This is a genomic window from Pseudomonas sp. SMV7, from assembly GCF_052041995.1.
GTDB lineage: Bacteria > Pseudomonadota > Gammaproteobacteria > Pseudomonadales > Pseudomonadaceae > Aquipseudomonas.
In genome coordinates, this window is sequence record NZ_JBKGGT010000005.1 from 159,824 (window position 1) to 182,631 (window position 22,808).

Consider the following 22,808-nt stretch of genomic DNA (forward strand, 5'->3'; position numbering starts at 1 on the left):
AGACGAAGGGTGATTAGCTCAGCCGGGAGAGCATCTGCCTTACAAGCAGAGGGTCGGCGGTTCGATCCCGTCATCACCCACCACTCGATGTTTAGCGCAGCGGTAGTTCAGTCGGTTAGAATACCGGCCTGTCACGCCGGGGGTCGCGGGTTCGAGTCCCGTCCGCTGCGCCATATTCAGCTTCCAGGGCCCACTGAACACCCGGAAGCAACAGAGAAAGCGACCTTAGGGTCGCTTTTTTTGTGTCTGCTTTTTGGTGTTTCGCGGAATTTGCAAAAACTTCGAGAAATGCTTGCCAGCTTGCGAAGTCGTCCGTAGAATGCGCGCCACACCGAGACACATGGGTGATTAGCTCAGCCGGGAGAGCATCTGCCTTACAAGCAGAGGGTCGGCGGTTCGATCCCGTCATCACCCACCACTCGATGTTTAGCGCAGCGGTAGTTCAGTCGGTTAGAATACCGGCCTGTCACGCCGGGGGTCGCGGGTTCGAGTCCCGTCCGCTGCGCCATATTTCACTTCCAGGGCCTACTGAACACCCGGAAGTCACAGAGAAAGCGACCCTAGGGTCGCTTTTTTTGTTTCTGCGACGACTACAGTGCCTTTACCGGAATACAGATGTCGCAGCTGAACTCCCCCGTTTGCGGGTTGAAGGCCGTTGCGGCGTGAAACCTTTCAAAACACGGCCGCTCGTCACATTGCAGGCCGTTGGACGGCATCCACTCGCGAAGCAGCCGCGTCCAGGCCTCAGCAATGTTCTCCACCCTGCCTTTGAAGCCAAACAGCGCATAGCGCCCTCCCGGCAGGGTCTGGATGTCTGCCTGAGCGCTGGTGACAAAATCGGCAGGCACCTCGACACAAGCGTCATAACGGCACTTGGCGGCGGGCGTGATGGACGGGTCGTCATGACCGATACCGTAGCAAATGCCGTCGCTGAAGCCGTGCGAGTACATCCATGGCGTCATCTTGTTGCGCCAGAATTCGCCAATGGCGGGGCCATAGGGGCCGATCAGACGCTGGTAGGCAACGCGCGTTGCGGGCAAGTCGGTGATACGTACATTCATGGCGGGATCCTTTGCCGATGGACAGGAGACGCCAGCATCAGCGAATGCGCGTTCGTGTGCCTGATCCACATTGCTCAAGACCTGATCAGGATTGCTTTCTCCATCAGCGGGGCGCTGGTGGATGGCTTCAACCAGTGCTGCCGCTCGCTGCGGAGCAGCGGCCCGCCAGTCCGATGGCGTACAGCCAAACCTGAGCTTGAAGGCCCGTGCGAATGCCTCGGCCGAATTGAAGCCGGTCGCCAGGGCGGTCTCCAGCACTGTCGCGTGGCGGCTGACGGAAAGACGCAGTGCTGCTTTTTCCAGGCGTCGGCGCCGGATGTAGTTGCCCAGGGTCTCGCCCATCCAGGCAGCGAAGATCCGATGAAAATGAAAGCGCGAAAAATTGGCGATGTCGGCCAATGCTGCGCCATCCAGAGGTTGCTCCAGGTGAGCATCGATGTAGTTGAGTACGCGATTCATGCGCCGTGTGTATTCAGCGCGTGATGCCTGAGCGGTAGGTTCGGTGGTCATCAAGCTCTCGGATCAAGGCAGTGGCTCGTCGGGGAGCGCTGAGTAAACCTCTTCCACCTGCGGGAACGCTAGTGCTCCAGCCGTCATGAGTCGCAAATGTGCCCCAGCGTGGCGCCAGGATGCCCGCGTGTGCCATCGCATGGTGCGCTACCTGGGCCGGCTTGTTCGCGGTCGAGCCCGTGCGCGCAGTGCAGTGCCGCCTTCAGACCTTGTGAAATCGTTGTGGGAGCCGGCTTGCCCGCGCAGGGCCGGTACAGCTGGCCCACAAATTGCTCTCTTATCGCCATCGAGGGCTATCAACGTCGACAGCCCGCATCCTTTCACGACAAAGGCGCCGTGTTGCCCCGCTTGCCAAGCAAGCCGGGCAGCCGGCGCCTTTTTGCGTTCCCACAGGAGCCCGCCCCATGGCCAACAGCGAAGTGCGCAGCGTCTGCCCCTATTGCGGCGTCGGTTGCGGCATCGTCATGAGCGTCGTCGATGGCAAGGTCAGCAAGATCAGCGGCGACAAGCAGCATCCCAGCAACTTCGGCCGCCTGTGCACCAAAGGCCTCACCGCGCACCTGCCGCTGGGTGCCCCCGGACGCATGGCAGACGCCTACGTACGCCAGCAGCGCAGCCAGCAGCCGGCGCGCACCGGTATCGACCAGGCCATTGCCGATGCCGCCGCACGCCTGCGCTGCATCATCGACCAGCACGGCGCCGACGCCGTGGCGCTGTACGTGTCCGGGCAGATGTCGCTGGAAGCCCAGTACCTGGCCAACAAGCTGGCCAAGGGCTTCATTCGCACCCGTCACATCGAGTCCAACTCGCGCCTGTGCATGGCCAGCGCCAGCAGTGGCTACAAGCTCTCGCTCGGTGCCGATGGCCCGCCCGGCAGCTATCAGGACTTCGACCACGCTGATGTGTTCCTGCTGATCGGCGCCAACATGGCCGACTGCCACCCGATCCTGTTCCTGCGCCTGCTCGACCGGCTCAAGGCGGGGGCCAAGCTGATCGTCGTCGACCCGCGGCGCAGTGCCACCGCCGACAAGGCCGACCTGTTCCTGCAGGTGCGCCCTGGTACCGACATGGCCTTGCTCAACGGGCTGCTGCATTTGGTGCAACGTAACGGTCATACCAACGCCGGCTTCATCAACCGTCATACCGAGGGCTGGGACGAACTACCGGCTTTTCTTGACGATTACACGCCCGAATGTGTGGCCGCCATCACCGGCCTGGCCGAGGCCGACCTGATCAAGGCCGCCGAATGGATCGGCACCGCCAGCAACTGGATGAGTTGCTGGACCATGGGCCTGAACCAGAGTATCCACGGCACCTGGCACAGTAATGCGCTGTGCAACCTGCACCTGGCCACCGGTGCCATCTGCCGTCCCGGCAGCGGGCCGTTCTCGCTGACTGGCCAGCCCAATGCCATGGGTGGCCGCGAGATGGGCTACATGGGGGCCGGTCTGCCGGGCCAGCGCTCGGCGCTGGTGGCGGCGGACCGCGCCTTCGTCGAACGGCAGTGGGGCCTGCCGCCTGGCAGCCTGCGGGCAGAAGAAGGCGAGGGCACCATTGCCCTGTTCCAGCAGATGAAAGCGGGTCAAGTCAAAGCCTGCTGGATCATCTGCAGCAACCCGGTGGCCAGCGTCGCCAATCGCCAGCAAGTGCTGGATGGCCTGCGCCAGGCCGAGCTGGTGATCGCCCAGGATGCCTTTCTCGACACTGAAACCAATCGCTACGCCGACATTCTCCTGCCTGCCGCGCTGTGGGCCGAAGGCGAGGGCGTGATGGTCAACAGTGAACGCAACCTGACCCTGATGCCGCGCGCCGTCGCGCCGCCCGGGCAGAGCCTGGCGGATTGGCAGATCATTGCCCGGGTCGCCTGCGCCCTGGGCTACGCCGATGCCTTCGACTACCCCGATGCCGAAGCGGTGTACGAGGAGATTCGCCGCTTTCACAACCCCGCCACCGGCTACGACCTGCGTGGCATCGGTTATGCCGACCTGCGCCAGCAACCGCGCCAGTGGCCTTGCCCGCCAGGGCGCGACAACCCGCGCAGCCCGCTGCGTTACCACAACGATGGCAGCAGCCAGGCGCTGCTGCACGATGCCCGCGGCGAGCGCCCGGCATTGGCCTTCGCCACCAGTAGCGGCAAGGCGCGCTTCTTCGCCCGGCCCTGGCTGCCGGCGGCCGAGCTGCCGGATACTGATTACCCCATGCTGCTGAATACCGGCCGTGTGCAGCACCAGTGGCACACCCTGACCAAGACCGGCAAGGTGCCGGCACTGAACAAGCTGGCGCCAGGCCCCTTCGTCGAACTCCACCCCGAAGATGCCGCGCGGCTGGGTATCGCGGAAAAAGACCAGGTGGCCATCCGCTCGCGCCGGGGGCAGGCCGTGCTGCCCGCACGCATCAGCGACCGGGTGCTGCCGGGCAACTGCTTTGCGCCTTTCCACTGGAACGACCTGGCCGGCCCGCAACTGGCGCTCAATGCCGTCACCTGCGATGCGGTCGACCCGCTGTCGTTGCAACCGGCGTTCAAGCAGTGTGCCGTGGCCATCGAGCGGGTCGCCGGTGAACGCATTGAGGCCCTTGAACTGACCAGCGCCATTGCGCAACCAGCCCGCAGGGCGCTCGCCGCCCCACGGCACCAGGTGCTGTGGGCCTCGCAGACCGGTAACGGCGAGCGTCTGGCCGAGCGCTGTGCCGAGCGCCTGCGGGATGCTGGCCTCGCTGTGCAGCTCGATTGCATGGACGCGGTCAGCCCGCATCAACTGCAGGGCGCCGCCAGCGTGGTGCTGATTGCCAGTACCTTCGGCGATGGCGATGCGCCGGATGGTGCAGCGGCATTCTGGCGTGCCTTGCAAGGTGCGGAGGGCGCCCATTGTGCCGCACTGCCCTATGCCGTGCTGGCGCTGGGCGATTCCAGCTACGCCCAGTTCTGCGGTTTTGGCCGCAAGCTCGACCAGCGCCTGGCCGAGCTGGGTGGGCGACGCCTGCTGCAGCGGGTTGATTGCGAGCCCGATTTCGACGATGCCTTCACTGCCTGGCTCGATGCGCTGCTGCCAACCCTGGGCGGTGCCGCTGCGCCGCAGCCGCGTCGCGAGGCTGCTGTCTGCAGCAAGCATCAACCCTGGGCTGCCAGCCTGCTGGAGAACCGCCTGCTGAACGGGCCGGGTGCCGGCAAGGAAACCCGGCAGCTGGTCTTCGACCTGGGCGGTAGCAGTTTGACCTATGCCCCCGGTGATGCCCTTGGCGTGTGGCCGCGCAACTGCCCGGCGCTGGTCGATGAACTGCTGGTGCTGATGCAACTGGATGGCCAGACCAGGGTCGAGCTGAAAAACCAGCCGCCCATGCCGCTGGTTGAGGCCCTGCAAGCGCACCTGGAAATCGCCAGGGTCAACCCGCAGCAACTGCAGGCGTTTGCCGCCAATGCCCCGGACCTGCAGCGCCTGCTGCAGCCCGAATGCAAGGCCGAGTTGCAGCACTGGCTGTGGGGCCGGCAACTGGTCGATGTGCTGCACGCCTTCCCCCAGCAACTGTCGCTGGCCAGCTGGCTTGCGCTGCTCAAGCCGTTGCAGCCGCGGCTGTACTCGATCAGCTCCAGCCTGCTGGCACACCCGGGGCAAGTGCACCTGACCGTTTCCACGCTGCGCTATGGCGCGCGCAAAGGCGTGTGCTCAAGCTTCCTCGCCGATCGCGCGCAGTCCTTGAAGGTGGCGATTTTCCCGCAGGTATCGAAGCACTTCCGGCTGCCCGAGGACGACAACGTGCCACTGATCATGGTCGGCCCCGGTACCGGCATTGCACCCTTCCGCGCCTTTCTCGAGGAGCGTGAGGCACGCGGGGCCAAAGGCGCCAACTGGCTGTTCTTCGGCGAGCAGTACGCGGCCACCGATTTTTACTACCGGGAGCAGTTGCAGGCGTGGCAGGCCGCAGGCCACTTGCGTCTGGACACTGCCTTCTCGCGGGACCAGGCGCAGAAAATCTACGTGCAGCAGCGCATGCTGGAGCGCGGGGCGGAGCTGTGGCAGTGGTTACAGGCAGGGGCTTACTTCTATGTGTGCGGTGATGCGCAGCGCATGGCCAGGGATGTGGATGCGGCATTGCAGGTGATCGTGGCCGAGCATGGAGGCATGGAGGCGACGGCAGCTGCGGCGTATGTCGAGGCGCTGGGCAAGGCCAGGCGATATCGGCGGGATGTGTATTGAAGTGCACCGCGATGGGGTGGTGTGCACTGTGAGTGGGCATGGCCTGTTGCGGCCTCTTGGTGGGTAAACCCGCTCGCACAGGTGGGGCGCAGGCCTGAAAACGCCGGAAAGCCCTGAGCAGCGGGCTTACTCGGGACAAGGCCGGTACAGGGCCGCCCGGTTGGCACACTCTCTGCTTCACACCCATTACAACAATGCCCACTGATCAACGGCGATCAACCGGGCCCCCTACCGTGATGGATACAGGCAAAGGCGCCTGGAGCTTCGGCTCCAGGCGCCTTTTTTTTGATCGAGGATCGGCTTATGAAGGCAACAGCGAGCAGCGGGCAACGAGAGCGACTGATCATCGTCGGCAACGGCATGGTCGGCCATCACTGTGTCGAACAACTGGTCAGCCGCGGCGCCCTGCAGCGCTTCGAGCTGCATGTGTTCGGCGAAGAGCGGCAACGCGCCTACGACCGTGTGCACCTGTCCGAGTACTTCGGCGGCAGCTGCGCCGAAACCCTCGCCCTGTGCGGGCAGGACTTCTACAGCGCCAGCGGCGTGCACCTGCACCTCGGTGAAGCGGTGCTGGAAATCGACCGGGAGCGCAGCGAAGTGGTCACCGCCGAGGGCCGCTACGGCTATGACCAGCTGGTGCTGGCCACCGGCTCGTACCCCTTCGTGCCGCCGATCGAAGGCTCCAGCGGCGATGCTCGTCTGGTCTACCGCACCCTCGATGATCTCGACGCCATTCGCGCTGCCGCCGCCAGTGCCCGCCGTGGCGTGGTGGTGGGCGGTGGCCTGCTCGGCCTGGAAGCGGCCAACGCCCTCAAGTCGCTGGGCCTGGAAGCCCACGTGGTGGAATTTGCCCCACGGCTGATGCCGGTGCAACTGGACGGTGAGGGCGGTGCCGCGCTCAAGGCGCGGATCGAAGCCCTGGGGGTAGGCGTGCACCTGTCGCGCGCCACCCAGTCGATCAGTGCCGGCGAAGATTACCGCTACCGCATGAACTTCGCTGGCGGCGAGCACCTGGAAACCGACCTGATCGTGTTTTCTGCCGGTATCCGCCCGCAGGATGCCTTGGGCCGAGCCTGCGGCCTGGAGATCGCGGCGCGTGGCGGGGTGGTGATCGATAACCACTGCCGCAGCAGCGACCCACGCATCTTTGCCATCGGCGAATGCGCCTCGTGGAACGGCAGCGTATTCGGCCTGGTCGCCCCGGGCTACAGCATGGCACGCAACCTGGCCGCGTTGCTGGTGGGGGAAACTGCTGGCGAATTCACTGGTGCCGACATGTCGACCAAGCTCAAGCTGCTGGGTGTGGATGTCGGCTCGATCGGCGATGCCCACGGCGCCACCCCAGGCGCGCGCAGCTACCGCTTCATCGACGAAGCCAACAGCGCCTACCGCCGGCTGGTGGTGGACGCCAGCGGCAAGCGCGTGCTCGGCGCGGTGCTGGTTGGCGACAACCGTTACTACGATACCCTGCTGCAATACGCCCAGAACGGCATCGCCCTGCCGGCCGACCCGGCGATGCTGATCCTGCCGCAAGGGGGGGCAGCACCAGCCTTGGGCGCCGATGCGCTGCCCGACAGCGCCACCCTCTGCTCCTGCCACAACGTCAGCAAGGGCGCGGTCTGTGCCGCCATCGACAGCGGCTGTGGCGACCTGGCCGCGGTCAAGGGCTGCACCAAGGCCGCGACTGGCTGTGGTGGTTGCGCAGCGCTGCTCAAGCAGGTGGTCGAGCATGAGCTTGGCGCCCGCGGCGTGGCGGTGGACAAAAGCCTGTGCGAGCACTTTGCCTATACCCGCCAGGAGCTCTACGGGCTGGTGCGGGTGGAGGGGATCCGTACGTTCAGCGAACTGCTCCAGCGCCATGGCAAAGGGCAGCTTGGCTGCGACATCTGCAAGCCCGCAGTGGGCAACATCCTCGCCTCGTGCTGGAACCAGCCGATCATGGACCCGGCGCTGGTGCCGCTGCAGGACACCAACGACACTTTCATGGCCAACATGCAGAAGAACGGCACCTACTCGGTGGTGCCGCGCATTCCCGGTGGGGAAATCACCCCGGACAAGCTCATCGTGATCGGCCAGGTGGCGAAGAAGTACGACCTGTACACCAAGATCACCGGTGGCCAGCGTATCGACCTGTTTGGCGCCCAACTGCACGAGCTGCCGTTGATCTGGGGCGAGCTGATCGAGGCCGGCTTCGAGACCGGCCACGCCTATGGCAAGTCGACCCGCACGGTGAAGTCGTGCGTGGGCAGCACCTGGTGCCGCTACGGGGTGCAGGACAGCGTCGCCATGGCGCTGCGCCTGGAAGACCGCTACAAGGGCCTGCGCAGCCCGCACAAGCTCAAGTTCGCAGTGTCCGGCTGCACCCGTGAATGCGCCGAGGCGCAAAGCAAGGACATTGGCGTGATCGCTACCGAGAAAGGCTGGAACCTGTATGTGTGCGGCAACGGCGGCATGCGCCCGCGGCACGCCGAACTGTTCGCCACCGACCTCGACGACGAAAGCCTGGTACGCCTGATCGACCGGGTGCTGATGTTCTACATCCGTACCGCCGACAAGCTGCAGCGCACCGCGGTGTGGCGCGAGAACCTGGAGGGCGGGTTGGACTACCTGAAGCAGGTGGTCATCGACGACAGCCTGGGCCTGGCGGGCGAGCTGGAAGCGCAGATGCAGCATGTGGTCGAGCAGTATGAGTGCGAGTGGGCCAACGCCCTGAACGACCCGGAAAAACTCAAGCGCTTCCGTACCTTCGTCAATGACCGCCGCGCTGACCCGGACGTGCACTTCGTGCGCGAACGCGAGCAGCGCCGGCCTGCAGCAGCGCTGCACCTGATCCCAACCGTCGAGGAGGCTGTGTGATGAACCTGTCCAATGCTGCTGTGAAAACCCGCGTGAACTGGCAAACGGTGTGCCTGGCCGAGGATCTGGTAGCCGATTCGGGGGTAGTGGTGTGGCTCGATGGCGCCCAGGTGGCGCTGTTCTACCTGCCGGGGCAGGCCCAACCGCTGTACGCGGTGGACAACCGTGACCCGCGTTCCGGGGCCAATGTCATCGGCCGTGGGCTGGTGGGCACGCTGCAAGGCGAACTGGTGGTGGCGGCGCCGTTGTACAAGCAGCATTTCAGCCTGCACAGCGGGCAATGCCTGGAGGATTCGGCGCAGCGCTTGCGGGTGTGGCCGGTGCGCTTGAGGGGGCGTGCGGTGGAGCTGGCGGTGGATTGATGCGTTGTTGTCGGCTGCGAAAACACCGCGACGAGTGCAATGCGTTAAGCTTGCGCCCATGAACCTCGACACCCGCATCAAGTACCGCCACCTCCTGTGCTTCCTGGAGATTGCCCGGCAGGGCAGCCTGGCCAGGGCTGCCGACGTGCTCGCAATCAGTCAGCCGGCCATCTCCAAGACCCTCAGGGAACTCGAAGACCTGCTGCAAACGCGGTTGTTCGCGCGCAGCCGCCAGGGCGTCGAGCTGACCGCGGACGGCACGCGCTTCATGCGTTATGCCGGCCCCAGCGTGCAAGCCCTGCGCGATGGCGTCAGCAGCCTGCGCGGCGAAGCGCGGGCGCCGTCGCAGGTACGCATTGGCGTGCTGTCCACGGTGGAAGGGCTGCTCATGCCCGAGGTGTTGTGCCGCCTGCACCAGCGCCATGAAGCGCTGGTGATCAGTGTCGTCACCGGGGCCAGCGCGCAGCTGCTCGGCCAGTTGCGCCTGGGCGAGCTGGAGCTGGTGGTCGGGCGCATGACCGACAGCCCACAGATTCAGGGGCTGTCTTTCGAGCACCTGTACAGCGAGTCGATGAGCCTGGTGGTACGCCCGGGCCACCCGCTGCTGGCCAGCGCGCCGGTTGAAAGGACCCAGGTCGGGCGTTACCCGCTGGTGTTGCCGCCGACCGGTACCACCATCCGTCAGCATGCCGACAGCCTGTTCGTGCAATGCGGCATCCAGCTGCCGGCACAGCGTCTGGAAACCCTGTCGCTGGCCCTGAGCCGGCGTTACCTGCTGGGCAGCGATGCGCTGTGGGTGGCGCCGCGCGATGCGGTGCTGCTCGACTTGCGCCGTGGCGAGCTGGCCGAACTCGACCTGGGCGTGCGCGAGCCGGGCGGCTCGGTCGGCATCTGCCGCAACGCGGCCTTGCCACAGAGCCTTCCCGGGCAGTGGGTATGCGAGGTGCTGCGTGAAGTGGCCGGGCAGTACCGCGACGGTGCCTATCCTTGAAGCGGTGCGGTCAGCAGGGCGTTGATGGCCTTGAGGCTGTCATCGCTGAGGCTGCCGCTGGCCGCCATCAGGCGTAGCTGGGCCTGCACGATGGCGTAGCGCTGACGGGCCAGTTGCAGGCGGGTGCGGGTCAGCTGCTGCTCGGCATCCAGCACATCGTTGCTGATCCGCGCGCCGGCCTCGAAGGCATGCGTGGTGATCTGCAGGTCACTCTGGCTGGAGCGCAAGGCTTGCTGCAGGGCCTGGTACTGGCTGATGCCGCCCGTCAGGTTGAGGTAGGCCTGGCGCGCCATGAAGTCCGCCTCGCGCCTGGCATCCTCCAGTTCATCCTCGGCGGCACCCTGCAAGGCACGGGCTTCGCGGGTAAGGCTCCGGGTACCGCCACCGGCATACAGCGGCACGCTGAGTTGCACGCCAACCACTGTCTGGGTGTACTTCTCTTCCGGCACGGTAACGTCGTACAGGCTGCCACCGACCGAGGCAAAACGGCCATGCGCCGCCACCAGGTCGAGGGTAGGCAGGTGCCCGGCCTGTTGTTTGTCCACCTCCTGTTCGGCGATCAGCTGGCGCACTTCGGCGGCCTGCACCTTCAGGTTGTGCTGACGTGCCTGTTCGGTCCAGGCATCCAGGCGGGCCGGCTGCGGGCCGCTGAACGCCACCTGGTCGTCAAGCCTGGCCAGTTCGCCCGGCGTGCTGCCAGTCAGGCGGGCCAACGCCTGCTGGTTCAGGCGCAAGGCATTGCCGGCGGCGATCTGCTCGGCCTGCGCCAGGTCGTAGCGCGCCTGGATGCGCTGCACCTCGTTCTCGGTCCCGGAGCCCTCGCGGCGGAAGCGCTGTGCCTTGTCCAGTTGCTGAGCCAGGGTTCGGACCTGCTGGCGGCTGGTGGCCAGCTGGTCCTCGGCCAGCAGCAGCTCGAAGTAGGCGTCGGCCACGCGCAGCATCAGGTCCTGGCGTGCAGCGAGCAAGTCGATTTCGCCCGCCGTTGCCAGGGCCTTGCCCTGTTCATGGCCGATCACGTTCTGCCAGCGCAGCAGCGGCTGGACCAGTACCAGCGCGTAGGCGTTGGAATTGTCGCGGTCGCGGCTGGCCGCTCCGCTGTGTTCGCGGTCGACCCAGGCTGCGCCGCTTTCCAGGGACAGGTGCGGCAACAGTCTGGCCAGCCCTTGCGGAGCCTTCTGCGCAGCCGCCAGCTGGCGTTGCTGGGCCGCGGCATAGGCCATGTCATGCCCCAGGGCCTGCTGGTAGGTCTGGTACAGGTCGCGGGCCTGGACGGGGCCTGTGCCGAACAGGGTGAGGGCCAGCACGCCTAGGCGGATTCGTGTGCTTTGTCCGAACACGTCACGGACTCCTTTGCAGGTGAGGGCTTGGGTTGGCGGGGGTTGCGCATCAGCAGCACCATTGGCACGCCGATCAGCATCACTGCGCCGAGCAGACCGAAGAGCATGCTGAAACCGAGCATCTGCGCCTGCTCCCGGGCCTGGAAAAAGGCCAGTACGGCATTGGCCTGGTCGGCACCCAGCAAGTCGGTGGAGAGCCGCCGTGGGTCGAGGTCGGCCAGGTCCCAGCCACTGGCGAGCAGGGTGTTTTCGTCGACGTGCTCGGAAAGCTGCCGGTAGCGCGCCCAGGAAAACCGCGTCAGCAGCGTGGCGGCAATGGCGATGCCGACGCTGCCGCCTAGCTGGCGCATCAGGTTGAGCACGCCGGAGCCCACCGAAATCAGCTGCGCCGGCAGTTGGCGCATGGCCAGGTTGGTCAGCGGCACGAAGATCATGCCCAGGCCAAAGCCACGGATGATCAGCGGCCAGTACAGGGTGTCGGGGTTGCTTTGCAGGGTGAACTGGGTGTGCAGGTACATGGCGTAGCCGTAGACCAGGATGCCCACGCAGATGAAGTAGCGCTCGTCGATACGGTTCTCTTGCGACAGTTTGCCGATCACCAGGGTGCTGACCGCGCTGGCCAAGGCCCCGGGGAAGATCACCAGGCCACTCTGGTAGGCGCTTTGTTCAAGCAGCGTCTGCAACAGCAGGGGCACCATGAACAGCGTGCTGTACAGGCCGAAGCCGACGCAGAAGGCGCAGACCGAACCCAGCAGGAACTCGCGGTTGTTGAACAGCGCCAGGTTGACGATCGGGTTGGCTACCCGCCGCTCCCAGTAGCAGAACCCCAGCAGGCCGAGCAGCGCCAGGGCCAGGCACAGCAGGCTCAGGTCGGACTCCAGCCAGTCCCAGTGCTCGCCACGCTCCAGCAGGATCTGCAAGCTGCCGACACCGATGGCAAGCAGGATGAAGCCCAGGTAGTCGATGCTGCGTGGGCGCCGTTCGTTGGGCGAGTCGCCCACGCACAGCCAGGCCAGCAGCAGCGCCAGCGCACCGATCGGCAGGTTGATCAGGAAGATCCAGTGCCAGGAGAACTCGTCGATCAGGTAGCCGCCCACCGACGGGCCGAGAGTCGGCCCCATCATCACCCCGACGCCGTACAAGGCCAGGCCGGCGCTGACCTTCTCCTTGGGGAACACGTCGTAGATGATCGCCTGCGAGATGCCCAGCAGGCCGCCTCCGGCCAGGCCCTGTACCACGCGCCACAGCACCATCTGCCAAAGCTCCTGCGACACTGCGCAACCCAGCGAAGCCAGCACGAACAATGCCGAGGACACCCAGTAGTAGCGGCGCCGGCCAAACCAGGCCGACAGCCAGCCGCTGGCCGGCAGGATCACCACGTTGGCGACGATGTAGCCGGTCGAGACCCAGGAAATTTCGTCCACCGAAGCGCCAAAGCTGCCCATCAGGCTTGGGATGGCGACGTTGACAATGGTCACGTCGAGCAGCTCCATCATCGAGATCAGGGTGACCGTCACGGCCACCAGCCAGGGCGATTTCATAGTGTCTGCCCGCTGTCGCGGGTATCGACCTCGACGAACACGCTCATGCCTTGGCTGAGCGCCTGCTGCGTGGCAGTGGGCAACTGGCGGAACTCGATGCGCGCCTGGATACGCTGCACCACCTTGGTGAAGTTGCCGGTGGCGTTTTCCTGTGGCAGCAGCGAGAAGCGTGCGCCGGTGGCGGGTACCAGGCTGTGCACCACCCCTTCGAACTGCTGCCCCGGGAAGGCGTCGACGCTGATGCGTGCCGGCTGGCCGACCCGTATGCGGGCGATCTGGGTTTCCTTGAAGTTGGCCACCACCCACATGTGCTCGGTGCTGACCAGGCTCAGCAGCTTCTGCCCGGCCACGACGAACTGCCCGGGCTGTACGTCCTTGTGCACGATGACCCCGGCCCGCGGCGAGGCCTGGCGGGTGTCCTGCAGTTCGATGCGGGCCAAGGCCAGTGCCGATTCGGCGGCCTTGATCCGGTACTCTTCGACTTTCAGGGCGGCCTTGTTGGCCAAGGCGCCTTCACGGGCCGCGGTGGAGTTGTCGCGGGCCGCCTGCAACTGGTGGTTCAGGGCATTGAAGCGGGCCCGTGCGGCTTCCAGGTCCTGGATGCTGACCACACCTTGTTCGGCCAGGCGTTGGCTGCGCTGGTAGTCACTGCGCGCCTGTTCGACATTGGCCACCAGCTGGCCGATGGTGGCCTGTGCCGCCTGGCTGCGCGCCGCAGCACTGCGCACCTGGCTGTCGATCAGGCCGGGCATGCCGCCCTGGCCGGTAGCCACCAGGGCGCCGAGGTAATTGGCCTGGGCTTGCTCGACCCGCTGCAGGTATTCGTCGTCGCGCACCTGGAACAGCAGGTCACCCTTGTTCACCCGGGTGTTCTCGTGCACCGGCACTTGCACCACCACGCCACTCAAGCGGGCCCGAATGGGGATGATCACCCCTTCCACTTCAGCGTTGTCGGTGCTGACGTACTGCCTTGCGTATTGCCAGCGTTGCAGCCCCAGCACTGCCAGGCCAGTGATGACCAGCGCCGATACTGCCCACTTGGCGTACTTGCCTTTCACCATGTCACACGCTCTCGTCCTTGTCGTTATGGGGCCGCTGCCCCTGCCCGCAGCTGGCGCAGGCAGGGGCCGCCACTCAGCTGGCGGCGGCCGCGCAAGCGGCCTGGCCACTGGCGCTGGCCCGCTGTTGCAGCAGTTCGAGCACGCCGTCCCACAGTACCGTGCGGGCCACCAGTGCATCGGCGGCGCTTTTGGCCAGGGCCTGCTGTTGTGCCGGCTCGCTGACGATCTCGGTGATGATGCGTTTGGCTGCCGGGCCGTGATCGTCGCCGTCCATCTCGATGTGGCGCTTGAGGTAGTAGGTGAGCATCGGCACGCTGGTTTCATCGATGGCCCAGCGCTGCAGCAGGCCGGTGAACATGTCGGGGATGATGTCTTCGCGGCCGAAGAAGAAGTACGCCAGTACCTGCTCGGTCGAGCCATGCAGGGCTACGTCGAGGGTCTTGCTGACGAACACCTTGGCCGGCAACGGGATGTCTACGTTGGTCAGCGCCTGGGCCAGTGGCACACCCGCTTGCAGCAGGGACTGGAACTGGCGGAACGGGCCGGTATCGGCACCAATTTCATCCATGGCGCTGAGGTACAGGTCGAGGTGGCTGATGAAGCCACCGTCGGGGTGTTCGTCGGTTTCCTCGCCGATGACGATCTCGTTGATCAGCCGCGCGGCAATGATGTGCCGGGGTGGCAGCCAGGGCAGGCTGACGCAGGTCAGGTCGCGCTGGATGCGTTTGAGCAGCGTCATGAAGTCCCACACCGCGAAAACATGGTTTTCCATCAGCAGGCGCACGTCATCCAGTGTGCTGATGCGGGCGAACAGCGGGTGTGCCAGCAGGGTGCGACGTTCATTTTCAATCAGTTCATCTACGTCAAAAGACATACTCGGCTCCTTGAGTGTGTGGTGAGGCTGCGGGCGGATCACTGCCCTGAGCGGCCGGGTGGTGGCATTGCCTGCCAGGCTCCGGCATAGGGGAAACGTGCCTTGCAGTAGCGCAAGGCGCCAAAGAAACGCGGTTCGAGCAACGCCTGGCGGCCTTCGTACCAGCCGCTGGCGAGCAACTGGCGATGCAGGCGTGGCAGCCGCCAGCACGGCACCCGCGGGTACAGGTGGTGCTCCAGGTGGTAGTTGGAGCCCAGGTGTAGCAGGGTGCTCAGGCAGGCCGTACGCGAGCGTGCCACCGGCAGCGCAACGCTGGCCTCGAAGGCATGTTCCTGGTAGGCATTGAGGGCCGAAACCAGCAATGCCAGCAGCAGGCACCCGGCCACGGCGGGCAGCAGCAACGGCCAGCGGGTTGCCAGCGCCAGCCACAGCGCCGGCCACAACAGCAGGCAGGCCAGGTTGACCCGGGCCAGCAGGCGGATCTGCTGGTCCGGCAGCGGCAGGGTGCCGCTGACCTTGGCGCCGGGCAGGGCCAGGCGCACGGTTTGCAACAGGTACCAGGCGGTCACATGCAGGCGTGACAGCAGCAGCCGGGTGAGCGCCAGGCGATAGCGCCGCAGCAGGCGCCAGTCCGGGTCCCTGGGGCTACCGTTGTAGCGATGATGCTGCCAGTGGTCGACGAAGTAGCCGGTGACGCAGAAGCCGGTGAGCATCGAACTTAGCAGCACCGCCAGCAGGCAGCTGTACAGGCGGTTGTCACTGAGGTTGAAGTGAAACCCCTCGTGGCCGAGGATGCCCTGCAGGAACAGACCGTAGCCAGCCAGCACCAGCAGCGGCAGGGCCAGCGGCCATGCCTGTGGCGCCTGGCTGAGGATGGCCACTACCAGCGCCAGCGGTACGGCGAACAGCAGCAGCGCATAACCGACCACCAGGCTGGTTTCCAGTGCCGATGGCTTGAGCAGGCTGCGGTCCGGGCGCAGCGTGGGCTTGTCCAGTGCCAGTTGCGTCATCGGCCTGGCCTCAGTCGATCAGTTCAGGCTTGAGCGACAGCTGCCCGGCCTTGCTCAGGCTGCGCAGGCGCAGGCCGATGAAGGCGTCCACCAGGCTCGGCAACCAGCGGGCGGTATACATGGCCACGCTGCCGAGGAAGGTCAGGCCGCGATTGCGCAGGCCCCGCTGGGTGCAGGCACGCACCAGGCCGTTGCTGGCGTCATCGAGCTTCTCTTCCAGCGACAGCAGCACGCGGTCGCCGCGCTTGAAACTGACCAGGCGCTTGACCGACAGGCCGACCCGCTCCGCCGGGTCGTGAATGGCGGTGTCGATGAACCCGGGGAACACCGTCACCACGTCCAGCTGCCCCGGGTACTGCATGCGCAGCACATCCGAATAGGCGCTCATGGCGCGCTTGCTGGTGGCGTAGGCCGCGACGTAAGGCGCGTTCACCAGGGCGAACAGCGAGGACACGTTGACCACCTTGCCGCGGGTGCGCAGCAGCGCCGGCAAGAACCGCGAGGTCAGTTGCCAGGGCGCCAGCAGGTTGACCTCCAGTGCGCGACGCACGTCTTCGGTTACCCCGGTCTCGCCGCGTTCGAGGGTCAGCACCCCGGCATTGTTGACCAGGATGTCGATGTCGCCGAAGCGCTCCAGGATCGAGGCGGCGGCTTCATCCAGGCGTTCGCGGTCGCACAGGTCGAGCACGTAGTAGGCATCGAAATTCAATGCCGTGTGCGGTTCGAGCCGGTCGATGCCGATCACGGTCGCGCCCTGACGCTTGAGCTTGCGCGCGGTTTCCAGGCCCAGGCCACGTGCCGCGCCGGTAATGACGACGATCTTGTTGAGCAGTTTCACGGGGTGACTCCATTGGCAATGCTGAAGGTGGCGCCTTGCAGGTAGCGGTCGAGGTTGGCGGTCATGCTGAATCGCCCAGGCGGGTGGAACTGCAGGCCACGGGTGCTGGCCAGCCAGTCGCAGCCCTGGTTCGAGCGGATGAAGGCCAGGCCACCGAGCATCTGGTGGGCCAGGTCGGAGGCGCTGGCCAGTTGTTGCTCGATGCCGTAGCGGACCAGCAGCAGGCGCGCCAGCAGGTCATCGGCGTCGTCTTGCAGCTGCTCCACTTCGTGGGCCAGGCCTTCCAGCGCGCTCAGGCACAGTTGCAGCTGGCAGGCCAGCTGCACCCGCTGCTGGTCGCTCCAGCGGCGCTCGTCGACAGCCCGTTCCACCAGGCCCATGCACGCCCCCAGGTAACTGGCGCTGATCAGCAGCTCGAACCAGATGAAACCGATGGTCTGTACCTCGCCCAGCTGCGACTTCAGCCCGGCGGAGAAGATCATCTTGTCGCTGACGTAGACATCCTCCAGGCGCAACTCCTGGCTTTGCGCCGCCGCCAGGGCGCTGTTGCCCCAGAACGGGTGGTGGCTGATGCCCGGTGCATTGGCCGGAATGAGCGCAATCATCAGTTCCTCGCCGTGCTCGCCGGCCCGGCTGAAGCTGGCGGTCAGCAGGTCCATCGAAGTGCTCAGGCTGCACGGTTGCTTGCTGCCGCTCAGACGCACGCCATCAGCCAGTTGCACCGCCTCCATGCCGGCATCGAGGATGCCGCCACCGGGCACGCCCTCGGCGAAGCCCGAGGCCAGCAGCAGACGCTGCTGGGCGATGGCCGACAACAGCAGGCCTTCGGCGCCGGCGCCATTGGCGGCAACCGCGACCAGGCTGGCCACGGAAAACTGATGCATGGTGCTGGCCACCGCCAGCGAGGGCGACAACGCCCCGAGGGCAAGCTGCACCTGCAGCGCTTCGCAGGCGCTGGCGCCCAGGCCACCGCCAGCCTCGGGGACCAGCAAGGCAACCGGGCCGCTGCGCTTGAACCAGTCCACCAGCGGGCTGCCGGCGGCCTCGCGCTGCTCGAATGGCAGTTCCAGCAGCAGGTTGGCGAAGCCCGGGGCAAAGCGCTGCAGCGTTTGCCGGGCGTTGTTCAGAAGGGACAAAGGCATGGCATTACTCCTGGATCTGGCTGTTCGGGAACAGGCCATGGATGATGGCGCTGATATTGTCGCGAATCGCCTGCCGGGCCACCGGGTCGAGCATGTCGGCCAGCATCGGCAGGCCCAGGTCGAAGCAGGAGCGGAAGGCGATGCTGGCGCCGCCGTCGGTTTCGCTGACTTGCCACGAGCCGGAGAAGTGCTCGATGTCGCCAGCGGTCTGGCGGAAGTGGATGTGCAGGTTGTCACGGTCGAAGACATCGCGTTCCTGCCACTTGAGAATGCCGCTATGGAAATTCACCTCCCAGTGGCTCAGTACTTCGTGCTCGGCGATGGTCTCGATCTCGATGTTGCGCACCGACTCGCACAACTGCGGGTAGACGCTGAAATTGCTGATGGCCGCGTAGACCTGCTGGGCGCTCTGGCTGGGAACATGGGCGTTCAGGCTGACTTCATTCATTTCGGTTTCCTATTCGAAGGTGCAGGCAAGGGCGCGGGCGAAACCGCCCAGCAGCCATTCGACGTCGCTGTCGCTGTACAAGGCTGGCGGTGTCAGGCGGATTACCCGGTGATCGTTGAGCGAATGGTTGACCACGATGCGTTGGTCGATCAGGTGCATGACCATGTTGGCTGCCAGCCCGGCGTCGGCGAACTCCAGGCCCAGCAGCAGGCCGGCGCTGCGCAGCTGCACCTCGGCGCCACGCGGGTGCTGGCGCAGCAGCGCCTGCAGGCCTTGGCGCAGGCGTTGCCCCAGTGCCGCGGCGCGGCTTACCAGTTGGTCGCGCTGCATCACGTCCAGGGTCGCCATCACTGCGGCCATGGCCAGCGGGTTGGCGCCGAAGGTGGAGGTGTGCATCAACGGGTTGCGGTTGAGCGGTGCCTGCATTTCGGCAGTGCAGACCATGGCGCTGACCGGCACGCAGCCACCGGACAGGCTTTTGCCGACCAGCAGGATGTCGGCGACCACGCCCTCGTGGTCGCAGGCCCACCAGCGCCCGGTGCGGCCCATGCCGGACTGGATCTCGTCGGCGATCAGCACCGCGCCGTACTGGTCGCAGAGCTGGCGTACCTGCTGCAGGTAGCCGGGCTCGGGCACGATCACCCCCGCTTCGGCCTGGACCGGTTCGAGGATCACGCAGGCGCGGGCGGGCTGGGCCTGCAATTGTCGGCCCAGCGCTTCGGCATCGCCATAGGGCACGAAGTGGCTGTCGCCCAGGCGCTCGGCGAACGGGGAGCGGTACAGCTCTCGTCCGGTGACCGCCAGCGAACCGAGGGTCTTGCCGTGGTAGCCGCCCCGGGTCGAGATCACCTGCTGGCAACCGTTGAGCCAGGCCAGCTTGAGCGCCGCCTCGGTGGCTTCGGTACCCGAGTTGCAGAAGTACACGTACTGCAGCGGGTCGGGGCATACCGCAGCCAGCGCTGCAGCGGCCTGGGCCTGGAACGGGTTGAGCAGCAGCTTGCTGGCCATCGGGTGGCTGTGCAGCTGGCGGCTGACCTGCCCGACCACCTGCGGGTGCGAATGGCCAAGCAGGAACACGCCATAACCACCGGCATCCAGATAGCGGTTGCCGTCCATGTCGAACAGGTAGACGCCTTCGCCAGCCACCTCGATGGGCAGGTTCATCATCGACGCCAGGCGGGCATAGCCGGCATTGACATGGTCACGGTACTGCGCGCGCACGCGCTCGGCGTCCAGCCCTTCGGGCAAGGGAGTGAAGCTGTTCATCGTCTCAGGCCTCCATGGCCAGTTCGCCACGGCGCTCGCCGGCTACCGGAATCTTCAACATGCGCTGCATGGCCGAAAGCTTGGGCGACAGGCGCGCCAGGGTCAGGGCCAGCTCCTGGCGTGGCGAACGGCGGGCCAGGCGCTGCGCCGGCAACAGTTGCTCCAGCGAGCTGGGCAGCGGCTGCAGCAGGCTGGCGTAGCGGCACAACTGGGTGGCGCGGCCGAGGGCGGCGCGGATGTTCTCTTCCAGGGCGGGCAGGAATACCGGGCGCACCAGGCGTTCGTAGATGTCCGGGTTCATGCAGCGCGGGCGCTGGAAGGGCTTGCCCTGGTCCTGCATTTCCGCGCACATCAGGTCGAGCAGGGTACGGATATCCAGCGCCTGCGGGCCGTTGCTGAGGAAGTAGTCGTCACCGATCAGGCGTTGGTCCAGGGCGCTGGCGATGCCGGCCGCTGCCACATCGCGGGCGATCACATCGACCCGCCCGGCTTCCGGGCAAGGGATGATCGGCAGGTAGCCCGACATCATCAGCCCCATGGTCAGGTGGAAACCCTGCAGGATGGGCATGTGGCCGCTGTGACTGTCGCCGATGATGATCGACGGGCGGAAGATCGACACCGGTACGCCTGCCTCTCGTACCAGGGTTTCGGCCTGGCGCTTGACCTCTTCGTACGGGGTCGAAGGCATCACCCCGGGGTGATAGTCACACGGGTGGGTGAAGGCGGTGCTGATGTGATACAGCGGTACGTCGGCGTCGCGAACGAATTCCAGCACCTGCTCGGTGCCTTGGTAGTTGACCGAGAACACGGCTTCGGCGTGGCCATCCAGGCGGGTGATGGCTGCGCAGTGGATGACCCAGTCGACCCGCTTGGTCAATGCCAGGTAATCCGTGCCGGACAGGCCCAGGCGCGGTTGGCAGATGTCACCGTGCAGGGTCTCGACCCCGGGGTGGTTGATGCTGCTGCGGCGGGTCAGGCAGATCAGGTGATAGCGCTCGGCCAGTTGGTCGATCAGGGTATCGCCCAGTACACCGGCTCCACCGGTGAGGAAAACGGTCAGCCGCGTGGGTCCTGACATTGGCTAGCACTCCTTGCTCGCTAAGGTTGATGAAGTGGCATGGCAGCCGTCCGCCTGGCAGCCTTTCAGGGGCGCCAGGAGCGGAACGATTAAAAAAGCCGACTGTTGTCACGCAGCCGGCAAGCGCCCCTGCGCCTGGTGGTGGAGACCCCGATTGGCGTGGGCTGGGCGGGATAATGGCGTCTTACAACTGCTGATTCTTGAACGAATCGCTTGTATTGCGCAGCACCGCGGCAACGCGGCTTGGCGACATGCCAACCATGCGCCGCATCATGCGGGTGAGGTGGGCCTGGTCAGCGAAATCACCGTCAATCGCGGCATCGCTGAGGCTGGCGCCGTTGGCCAGGGCATGGCAGGCCCGTTCGAGTTTGCGCCAGATGATCCATTGCGACAGCGGCACGCCCATCTGCCGCGTGGCGAAAAAGCGCAGGCGCGGGCTGGACAGGCCAACCGCACTGGCCGCACGCGATACCGCACCGATGCCGGCGCAGTCCTGGCGCAGCAGGTGCAGGGCGTTGGACAAACGCGGGTCGAAGCTGTCCAGCGGTACCAGCTTGATCTCCAGGGCCCGGACCACGTCATTGAAGTTGGCCGCGTTTCGCACGCAATCGACAATATCGGGGCTGATCGCTGCCGTGCCGCTGTCGTCGAGCAGGGCCTTCAACGCACGGCCAAGGGGCGCGTCGGGGTAGAAGTAGAGAAAGGCAACACGGCCTGGGTTGGGCAGCGAGCGATGGTCGACAGAGGGCCCGATCAATACTCCGGGCGCGGTGAGGACGTGGTTGCCGAACTCCACCGTGATGTCGTAGCGCAGGCCGATGCACAGCTGAATGGCAACGTGGGCGTGGGCGGCAGTCTGGTCGGTCTTGCCGATATAGCCCAGCCAGTAATCACCGAAGGTTACGGCTCCATCCCATCTCATCGTGCATCCCTGAAACCTGTGCTGGATGGCCTGGCCGCGCCCGGGCCAGTATTCTGAACGCGGCAGATGATAGCGTTATGGTATATCTTGGTCGACACAAAACGTAACGAAGCACCTTTGGCCTTCCTCAACGCCTTTTTGCCGCGTGCATGGCTGTGGAACTAATCCGTGTCTGCCCGCTCTTATGCCGGTAGCCATGGGTCGGGGACGCCTGATAAGCTCGCGGCTTTACCCTGATTGCCCTTATGGCGCATGAACAAGGAAATCACATGAAACAACATCGTTTGGCGGCTGCGGTTGCCCTGGTAGGCCTGGTACTGGCTGGCTGTGATCAACAGACCAGCAGCCCCGAGCTGAAGACTCCGGCGCAGAAAGCCTCCTACGGTATCGGCCTGAACATGGGCAAAAGCCTGGCTCAGGAAGGCATGGAAGACCTTGACTCGAAAGCAGTCGCCCTCGGCATCGAAGACGCCGTCGGCAAGAAAGAACAGCGTATCAAGGATGAAGAGCTGGTCGAGGCTTTCACCGCATTGCAAAAACGCGCAGAGGAACGCCTGACCAAGGCCAGCGAAGAAGCCGCTTCTGCCGGCAAGAAGTTCCTTGAGGAAAACGCCAAGAAGCCAGGCGTGGTCACCACGGCCTCGGGCTTGCAGTACGAAGTGGTCAAGAAGGCCGACGGCCCGCAGCCCAAGCCGACCGACGTGGTTACCGTCCACTATGAAGGCAAGCTGATCGATGGCAAGGTGTTCGACAGTTCCGTCGAGCGCGGCAGCCCGATCGACCTGCCGGTCAGCGGTGTGATCCCGGGTTGGGTCGAAGGCTTGCAGCTGATGCACGTTGGCGAGAAATACAAGCTGTTCATCCCGGCGGAACTGGCCTACGGCGCACAAAGCCCGAGCCCGCTGATCCCGGCCAATTCGGTACTGGTGTTCGACCTTGAGCTGATCGCCATCAAGGACCCGGCCCAGCTGCAAGGCGCCGAGCCGGAAGCCGAGGCCCCGGCCGAAGCTCCAGCCGAGGCACCTGCCAAGTAACACTGGCTGGCCCCTGCAAAACGCCCCGTCCCGACGGGGCGTTTTCGTTTGTGCCGGATGGTTGGACGAACCTGCAACAGCTGATACTGTCCGAGCAAATGCAGCGTGAAGAAGCAGGACGCTTCTGGCACAAATCGTTTGCGCTGCACACATACGCACGCTGTGAAACGACTGTGTAAAAAACGCCCGATCTGACCGGGGCCCTTGCCTGGCAGGCACCTGCGGTCGGAAACCTCGCCCTGTTCACAAGGTTATCCACAATAAATGTGGATAACCTTCCGCCC

17 protein-coding genes and 4 tRNA genes are annotated in these 22,808 nt (G+C 65.3%); 9 read left to right on the plus strand and 12 right to left on the minus strand.

Annotated features, from left to right (window positions below):
- The first annotated feature begins 7 nt into the window (after nucleotides 1-7).
- The 4 genes from ACLEJP_RS08575 (at nucleotide 8) to ACLEJP_RS08590 (ending at nucleotide 508) form a co-directional block, all read left to right on the plus strand.
- Nucleotides 8-83, plus strand: a tRNA-Val gene (locus tag ACLEJP_RS08575).
- A gap of 13 nt (nucleotides 84-96) precedes the next feature.
- Nucleotides 97-173, plus strand: a tRNA-Asp gene (locus ACLEJP_RS08580).
- 169 nt (nucleotides 174-342) lie between these two features.
- Nucleotides 343-418: transfer RNA gene (locus ACLEJP_RS08585), tRNA-Val, on the plus strand.
- Between the two features lie 13 nt (nucleotides 419-431).
- A tRNA-Asp gene (locus ACLEJP_RS08590) sits at nucleotides 432-508 on the plus strand.
- Nucleotides 509-590: 82 nt separating this feature from the next.
- Here ACLEJP_RS08590 and ACLEJP_RS08595 read toward each other — a convergent pair.
- The gene (locus ACLEJP_RS08595; RefSeq protein ID WP_440805532.1) at nucleotides 591-1,571 is read right to left on the minus strand and encodes an AraC family transcriptional regulator; all 981 of its coding nucleotides are present in this window, start codon (nucleotides 1,569-1,571) and stop codon (nucleotides 591-593) included.
- A 404-nt stretch (nucleotides 1,572-1,975) separates the two neighbouring features.
- Here ACLEJP_RS08595 and ACLEJP_RS08600 point away from each other — a divergent pair, with 404 nt between their 5' ends.
- The 4 genes from ACLEJP_RS08600 to pcaQ all read left to right on the plus strand — a co-directional run bounded on the left by ACLEJP_RS08600 (nucleotide 1,976) and on the right by pcaQ (nucleotide 9,973).
- A complete protein-coding gene (locus ACLEJP_RS08600; RefSeq protein WP_440805535.1) occupies nucleotides 1,976-5,764 on the plus strand; it encodes a molybdopterin-dependent oxidoreductase in 3,789 nt (1,262 codons plus the stop codon).
- A gap of 303 nt (nucleotides 5,765-6,067) precedes the next feature.
- Nucleotides 6,068-8,620: a nitrite reductase large subunit NirB gene (nirB, locus tag ACLEJP_RS08605; protein ID WP_440805538.1), complete on the plus strand. Its 2,553-nt coding sequence runs from the start codon at nucleotides 6,068-6,070 to the stop codon at nucleotides 8,618-8,620.
- Complete coding sequence (gene nirD, locus ACLEJP_RS08610) at nucleotides 8,620-8,982, plus strand: nitrite reductase small subunit NirD (RefSeq protein WP_440805540.1); 363 nt, start codon at nucleotides 8,620-8,622, stop codon at nucleotides 8,980-8,982. Before nirB ends, nirD begins: the two co-directional genes overlap by 1 nt.
- Nucleotides 8,983-9,040: 58 nt before the next feature.
- Nucleotides 9,041-9,973 (plus strand): pca operon transcription factor PcaQ, encoded by a 933-nt coding sequence (gene pcaQ / locus ACLEJP_RS08615; protein WP_440805542.1) that lies wholly within the window; start codon nucleotides 9,041-9,043, stop codon nucleotides 9,971-9,973.
- On the opposite strand, the gene ACLEJP_RS08620 is transcribed toward pcaQ, so the two are convergent.
- The 11 genes from ACLEJP_RS08620 to ACLEJP_RS08670 all read right to left on the minus strand — a co-directional run bounded on the left by ACLEJP_RS08620 (nucleotide 9,964) and on the right by ACLEJP_RS08670 (nucleotide 21,490).
- Nucleotides 9,964-11,310 (minus strand): TolC family outer membrane protein, encoded by a 1,347-nt coding sequence (locus ACLEJP_RS08620; protein ID WP_440805545.1) that lies wholly within the window; start codon nucleotides 11,308-11,310, stop codon nucleotides 9,964-9,966. The two genes, pcaQ and ACLEJP_RS08620, sit on opposite strands and share 10 nt — an antisense overlap.
- Entirely contained in the window at nucleotides 11,280-12,851 is a 1,572-nt protein-coding gene (locus ACLEJP_RS08625) for a DHA2 family efflux MFS transporter permease subunit (protein ID WP_440805548.1), read from the minus strand. The genes ACLEJP_RS08620 and ACLEJP_RS08625 overlap by 31 nt, the downstream gene beginning before the upstream one ends.
- Nucleotides 12,848-13,912 (minus strand): HlyD family secretion protein, encoded by a 1,065-nt coding sequence (locus ACLEJP_RS08630; RefSeq protein WP_440805549.1) that lies wholly within the window; start codon nucleotides 13,910-13,912, stop codon nucleotides 12,848-12,850. Before ACLEJP_RS08630 ends, ACLEJP_RS08625 begins: the two co-directional genes overlap by 4 nt.
- A 73-nt stretch (nucleotides 13,913-13,985) precedes the next feature.
- Complete coding sequence (locus tag ACLEJP_RS08635) at nucleotides 13,986-14,786, minus strand: DUF3050 domain-containing protein (RefSeq protein WP_440805552.1); 801 nt, start codon at nucleotides 14,784-14,786, stop codon at nucleotides 13,986-13,988.
- Nucleotides 14,787-14,824: 38 nt separating this feature from the next.
- Complete coding sequence (locus ACLEJP_RS08640; protein WP_440805554.1) at nucleotides 14,825-15,796, minus strand: fatty acid desaturase; 972 nt, start codon at nucleotides 15,794-15,796, stop codon at nucleotides 14,825-14,827.
- A 10-nt stretch (nucleotides 15,797-15,806) separates the two neighbouring features.
- The gene (locus ACLEJP_RS08645; protein ID WP_225776720.1) at nucleotides 15,807-16,634 is read right to left on the minus strand and encodes an SDR family NAD(P)-dependent oxidoreductase; all 828 of its coding nucleotides are present in this window, start codon (nucleotides 16,632-16,634) and stop codon (nucleotides 15,807-15,809) included.
- Nucleotides 16,631-17,776 carry an acyl-CoA dehydrogenase gene (locus ACLEJP_RS08650; protein ID WP_440805557.1) on the minus strand — a complete coding sequence of 382 codons (1,146 nt, stop codon included), beginning with the start codon at nucleotides 17,774-17,776 and terminating at the stop codon, nucleotides 16,631-16,633. The genes ACLEJP_RS08645 and ACLEJP_RS08650 overlap by 4 nt, the downstream gene beginning before the upstream one ends.
- A 4-nt stretch (nucleotides 17,777-17,780) precedes the next feature.
- On the minus strand, nucleotides 17,781-18,224 hold the full coding sequence (locus ACLEJP_RS08655; RefSeq protein ID WP_440805559.1) for a type II toxin-antitoxin system RatA family toxin: 444 nt from the start codon (nucleotides 18,222-18,224) through the stop codon (nucleotides 17,781-17,783).
- Between the two features lie 9 nt (nucleotides 18,225-18,233).
- A complete protein-coding gene (locus ACLEJP_RS08660; protein WP_440805561.1) occupies nucleotides 18,234-19,490 on the minus strand; it encodes an aspartate aminotransferase family protein in 1,257 nt (418 codons plus the stop codon).
- A gap of 4 nt (nucleotides 19,491-19,494) precedes the next feature.
- Nucleotides 19,495-20,568: an SDR family oxidoreductase gene (locus tag ACLEJP_RS08665; protein WP_440805563.1), complete on the minus strand. Its 1,074-nt coding sequence runs from the start codon at nucleotides 20,566-20,568 to the stop codon at nucleotides 19,495-19,497.
- A gap of 184 nt (nucleotides 20,569-20,752) precedes the next feature.
- The gene (locus tag ACLEJP_RS08670) at nucleotides 20,753-21,490 is read right to left on the minus strand and encodes a helix-turn-helix domain-containing protein (protein ID WP_440805566.1); all 738 of its coding nucleotides are present in this window, start codon (nucleotides 21,488-21,490) and stop codon (nucleotides 20,753-20,755) included.
- A gap of 269 nt (nucleotides 21,491-21,759) precedes the next feature.
- On the opposite strand from ACLEJP_RS08670, the gene ACLEJP_RS08675 reads away from it, so the two are divergent.
- Complete coding sequence (locus ACLEJP_RS08675) at nucleotides 21,760-22,524, plus strand: FKBP-type peptidyl-prolyl cis-trans isomerase (protein ID WP_225776726.1); 765 nt, start codon at nucleotides 21,760-21,762, stop codon at nucleotides 22,522-22,524.
- The last annotated feature ends 284 nt before the right edge of the window (nucleotides 22,525-22,808 follow it).

What these genes read in the sequence shown, in the direction of transcription:
- ACLEJP_RS08595 (WP_440805532.1), bottom strand. Translation starts at nt 1,571, where the DNA reads ATGACCACCGAACCTACCGCTCAGGCATCACGCGCTGAATACACACGG.
- pcaQ (WP_440805542.1), top strand. Translation starts at nt 9,041, where the DNA reads ATGAACCTCGACACCCGCATCAAGTACCGCCACCTCCTGTGCTTCCTG.
- ACLEJP_RS08600 (WP_440805535.1), top strand. Translation starts at nt 1,976, where the DNA reads ATGGCCAACAGCGAAGTGCGCAGCGTCTGCCCCTATTGCGGCGTCGGT.
- ACLEJP_RS08675 (WP_225776726.1), top strand. Translation starts at nt 21,760, where the DNA reads ATGAAACAACATCGTTTGGCGGCTGCGGTTGCCCTGGTAGGCCTGGTA.
- ACLEJP_RS08625 (WP_440805548.1), bottom strand. Translation starts at nt 12,851, where the DNA reads ATGAAATCGCCCTGGCTGGTGGCCGTGACGGTCACCCTGATCTCGATG.
- ACLEJP_RS08660 (WP_440805561.1), bottom strand. Translation starts at nt 19,490, where the DNA reads ATGAACAGCTTCACTCCCTTGCCCGAAGGGCTGGACGCCGAGCGCGTG.
- ACLEJP_RS08640 (WP_440805554.1), bottom strand. Translation starts at nt 15,796, where the DNA reads ATGACGCAACTGGCACTGGACAAGCCCACGCTGCGCCCGGACCGCAGC.
- ACLEJP_RS08650 (WP_440805557.1), bottom strand. Translation starts at nt 17,776, where the DNA reads ATGCCTTTGTCCCTTCTGAACAACGCCCGGCAAACGCTGCAGCGCTTT.
- ACLEJP_RS08635 (WP_440805552.1), bottom strand. Translation starts at nt 14,786, where the DNA reads ATGTCTTTTGACGTAGATGAACTGATTGAAAATGAACGTCGCACCCTG.
- ACLEJP_RS08665 (WP_440805563.1), bottom strand. Translation starts at nt 20,568, where the DNA reads ATGTCAGGACCCACGCGGCTGACCGTTTTCCTCACCGGTGGAGCCGGT.
- ACLEJP_RS08670 (WP_440805566.1), bottom strand. Translation starts at nt 21,490, where the DNA reads ATGAGATGGGATGGAGCCGTAACCTTCGGTGATTACTGGCTGGGCTAT.
- ACLEJP_RS08655 (WP_440805559.1), bottom strand. Translation starts at nt 18,224, where the DNA reads ATGAATGAAGTCAGCCTGAACGCCCATGTTCCCAGCCAGAGCGCCCAG.
- nirB (WP_440805538.1), top strand. Translation starts at nt 6,068, where the DNA reads ATGAAGGCAACAGCGAGCAGCGGGCAACGAGAGCGACTGATCATCGTC.
- ACLEJP_RS08630 (WP_440805549.1), bottom strand. Translation starts at nt 13,912, where the DNA reads ATGGTGAAAGGCAAGTACGCCAAGTGGGCAGTATCGGCGCTGGTCATC.
- nirD (WP_440805540.1), top strand. Translation starts at nt 8,620, where the DNA reads ATGAACCTGTCCAATGCTGCTGTGAAAACCCGCGTGAACTGGCAAACG.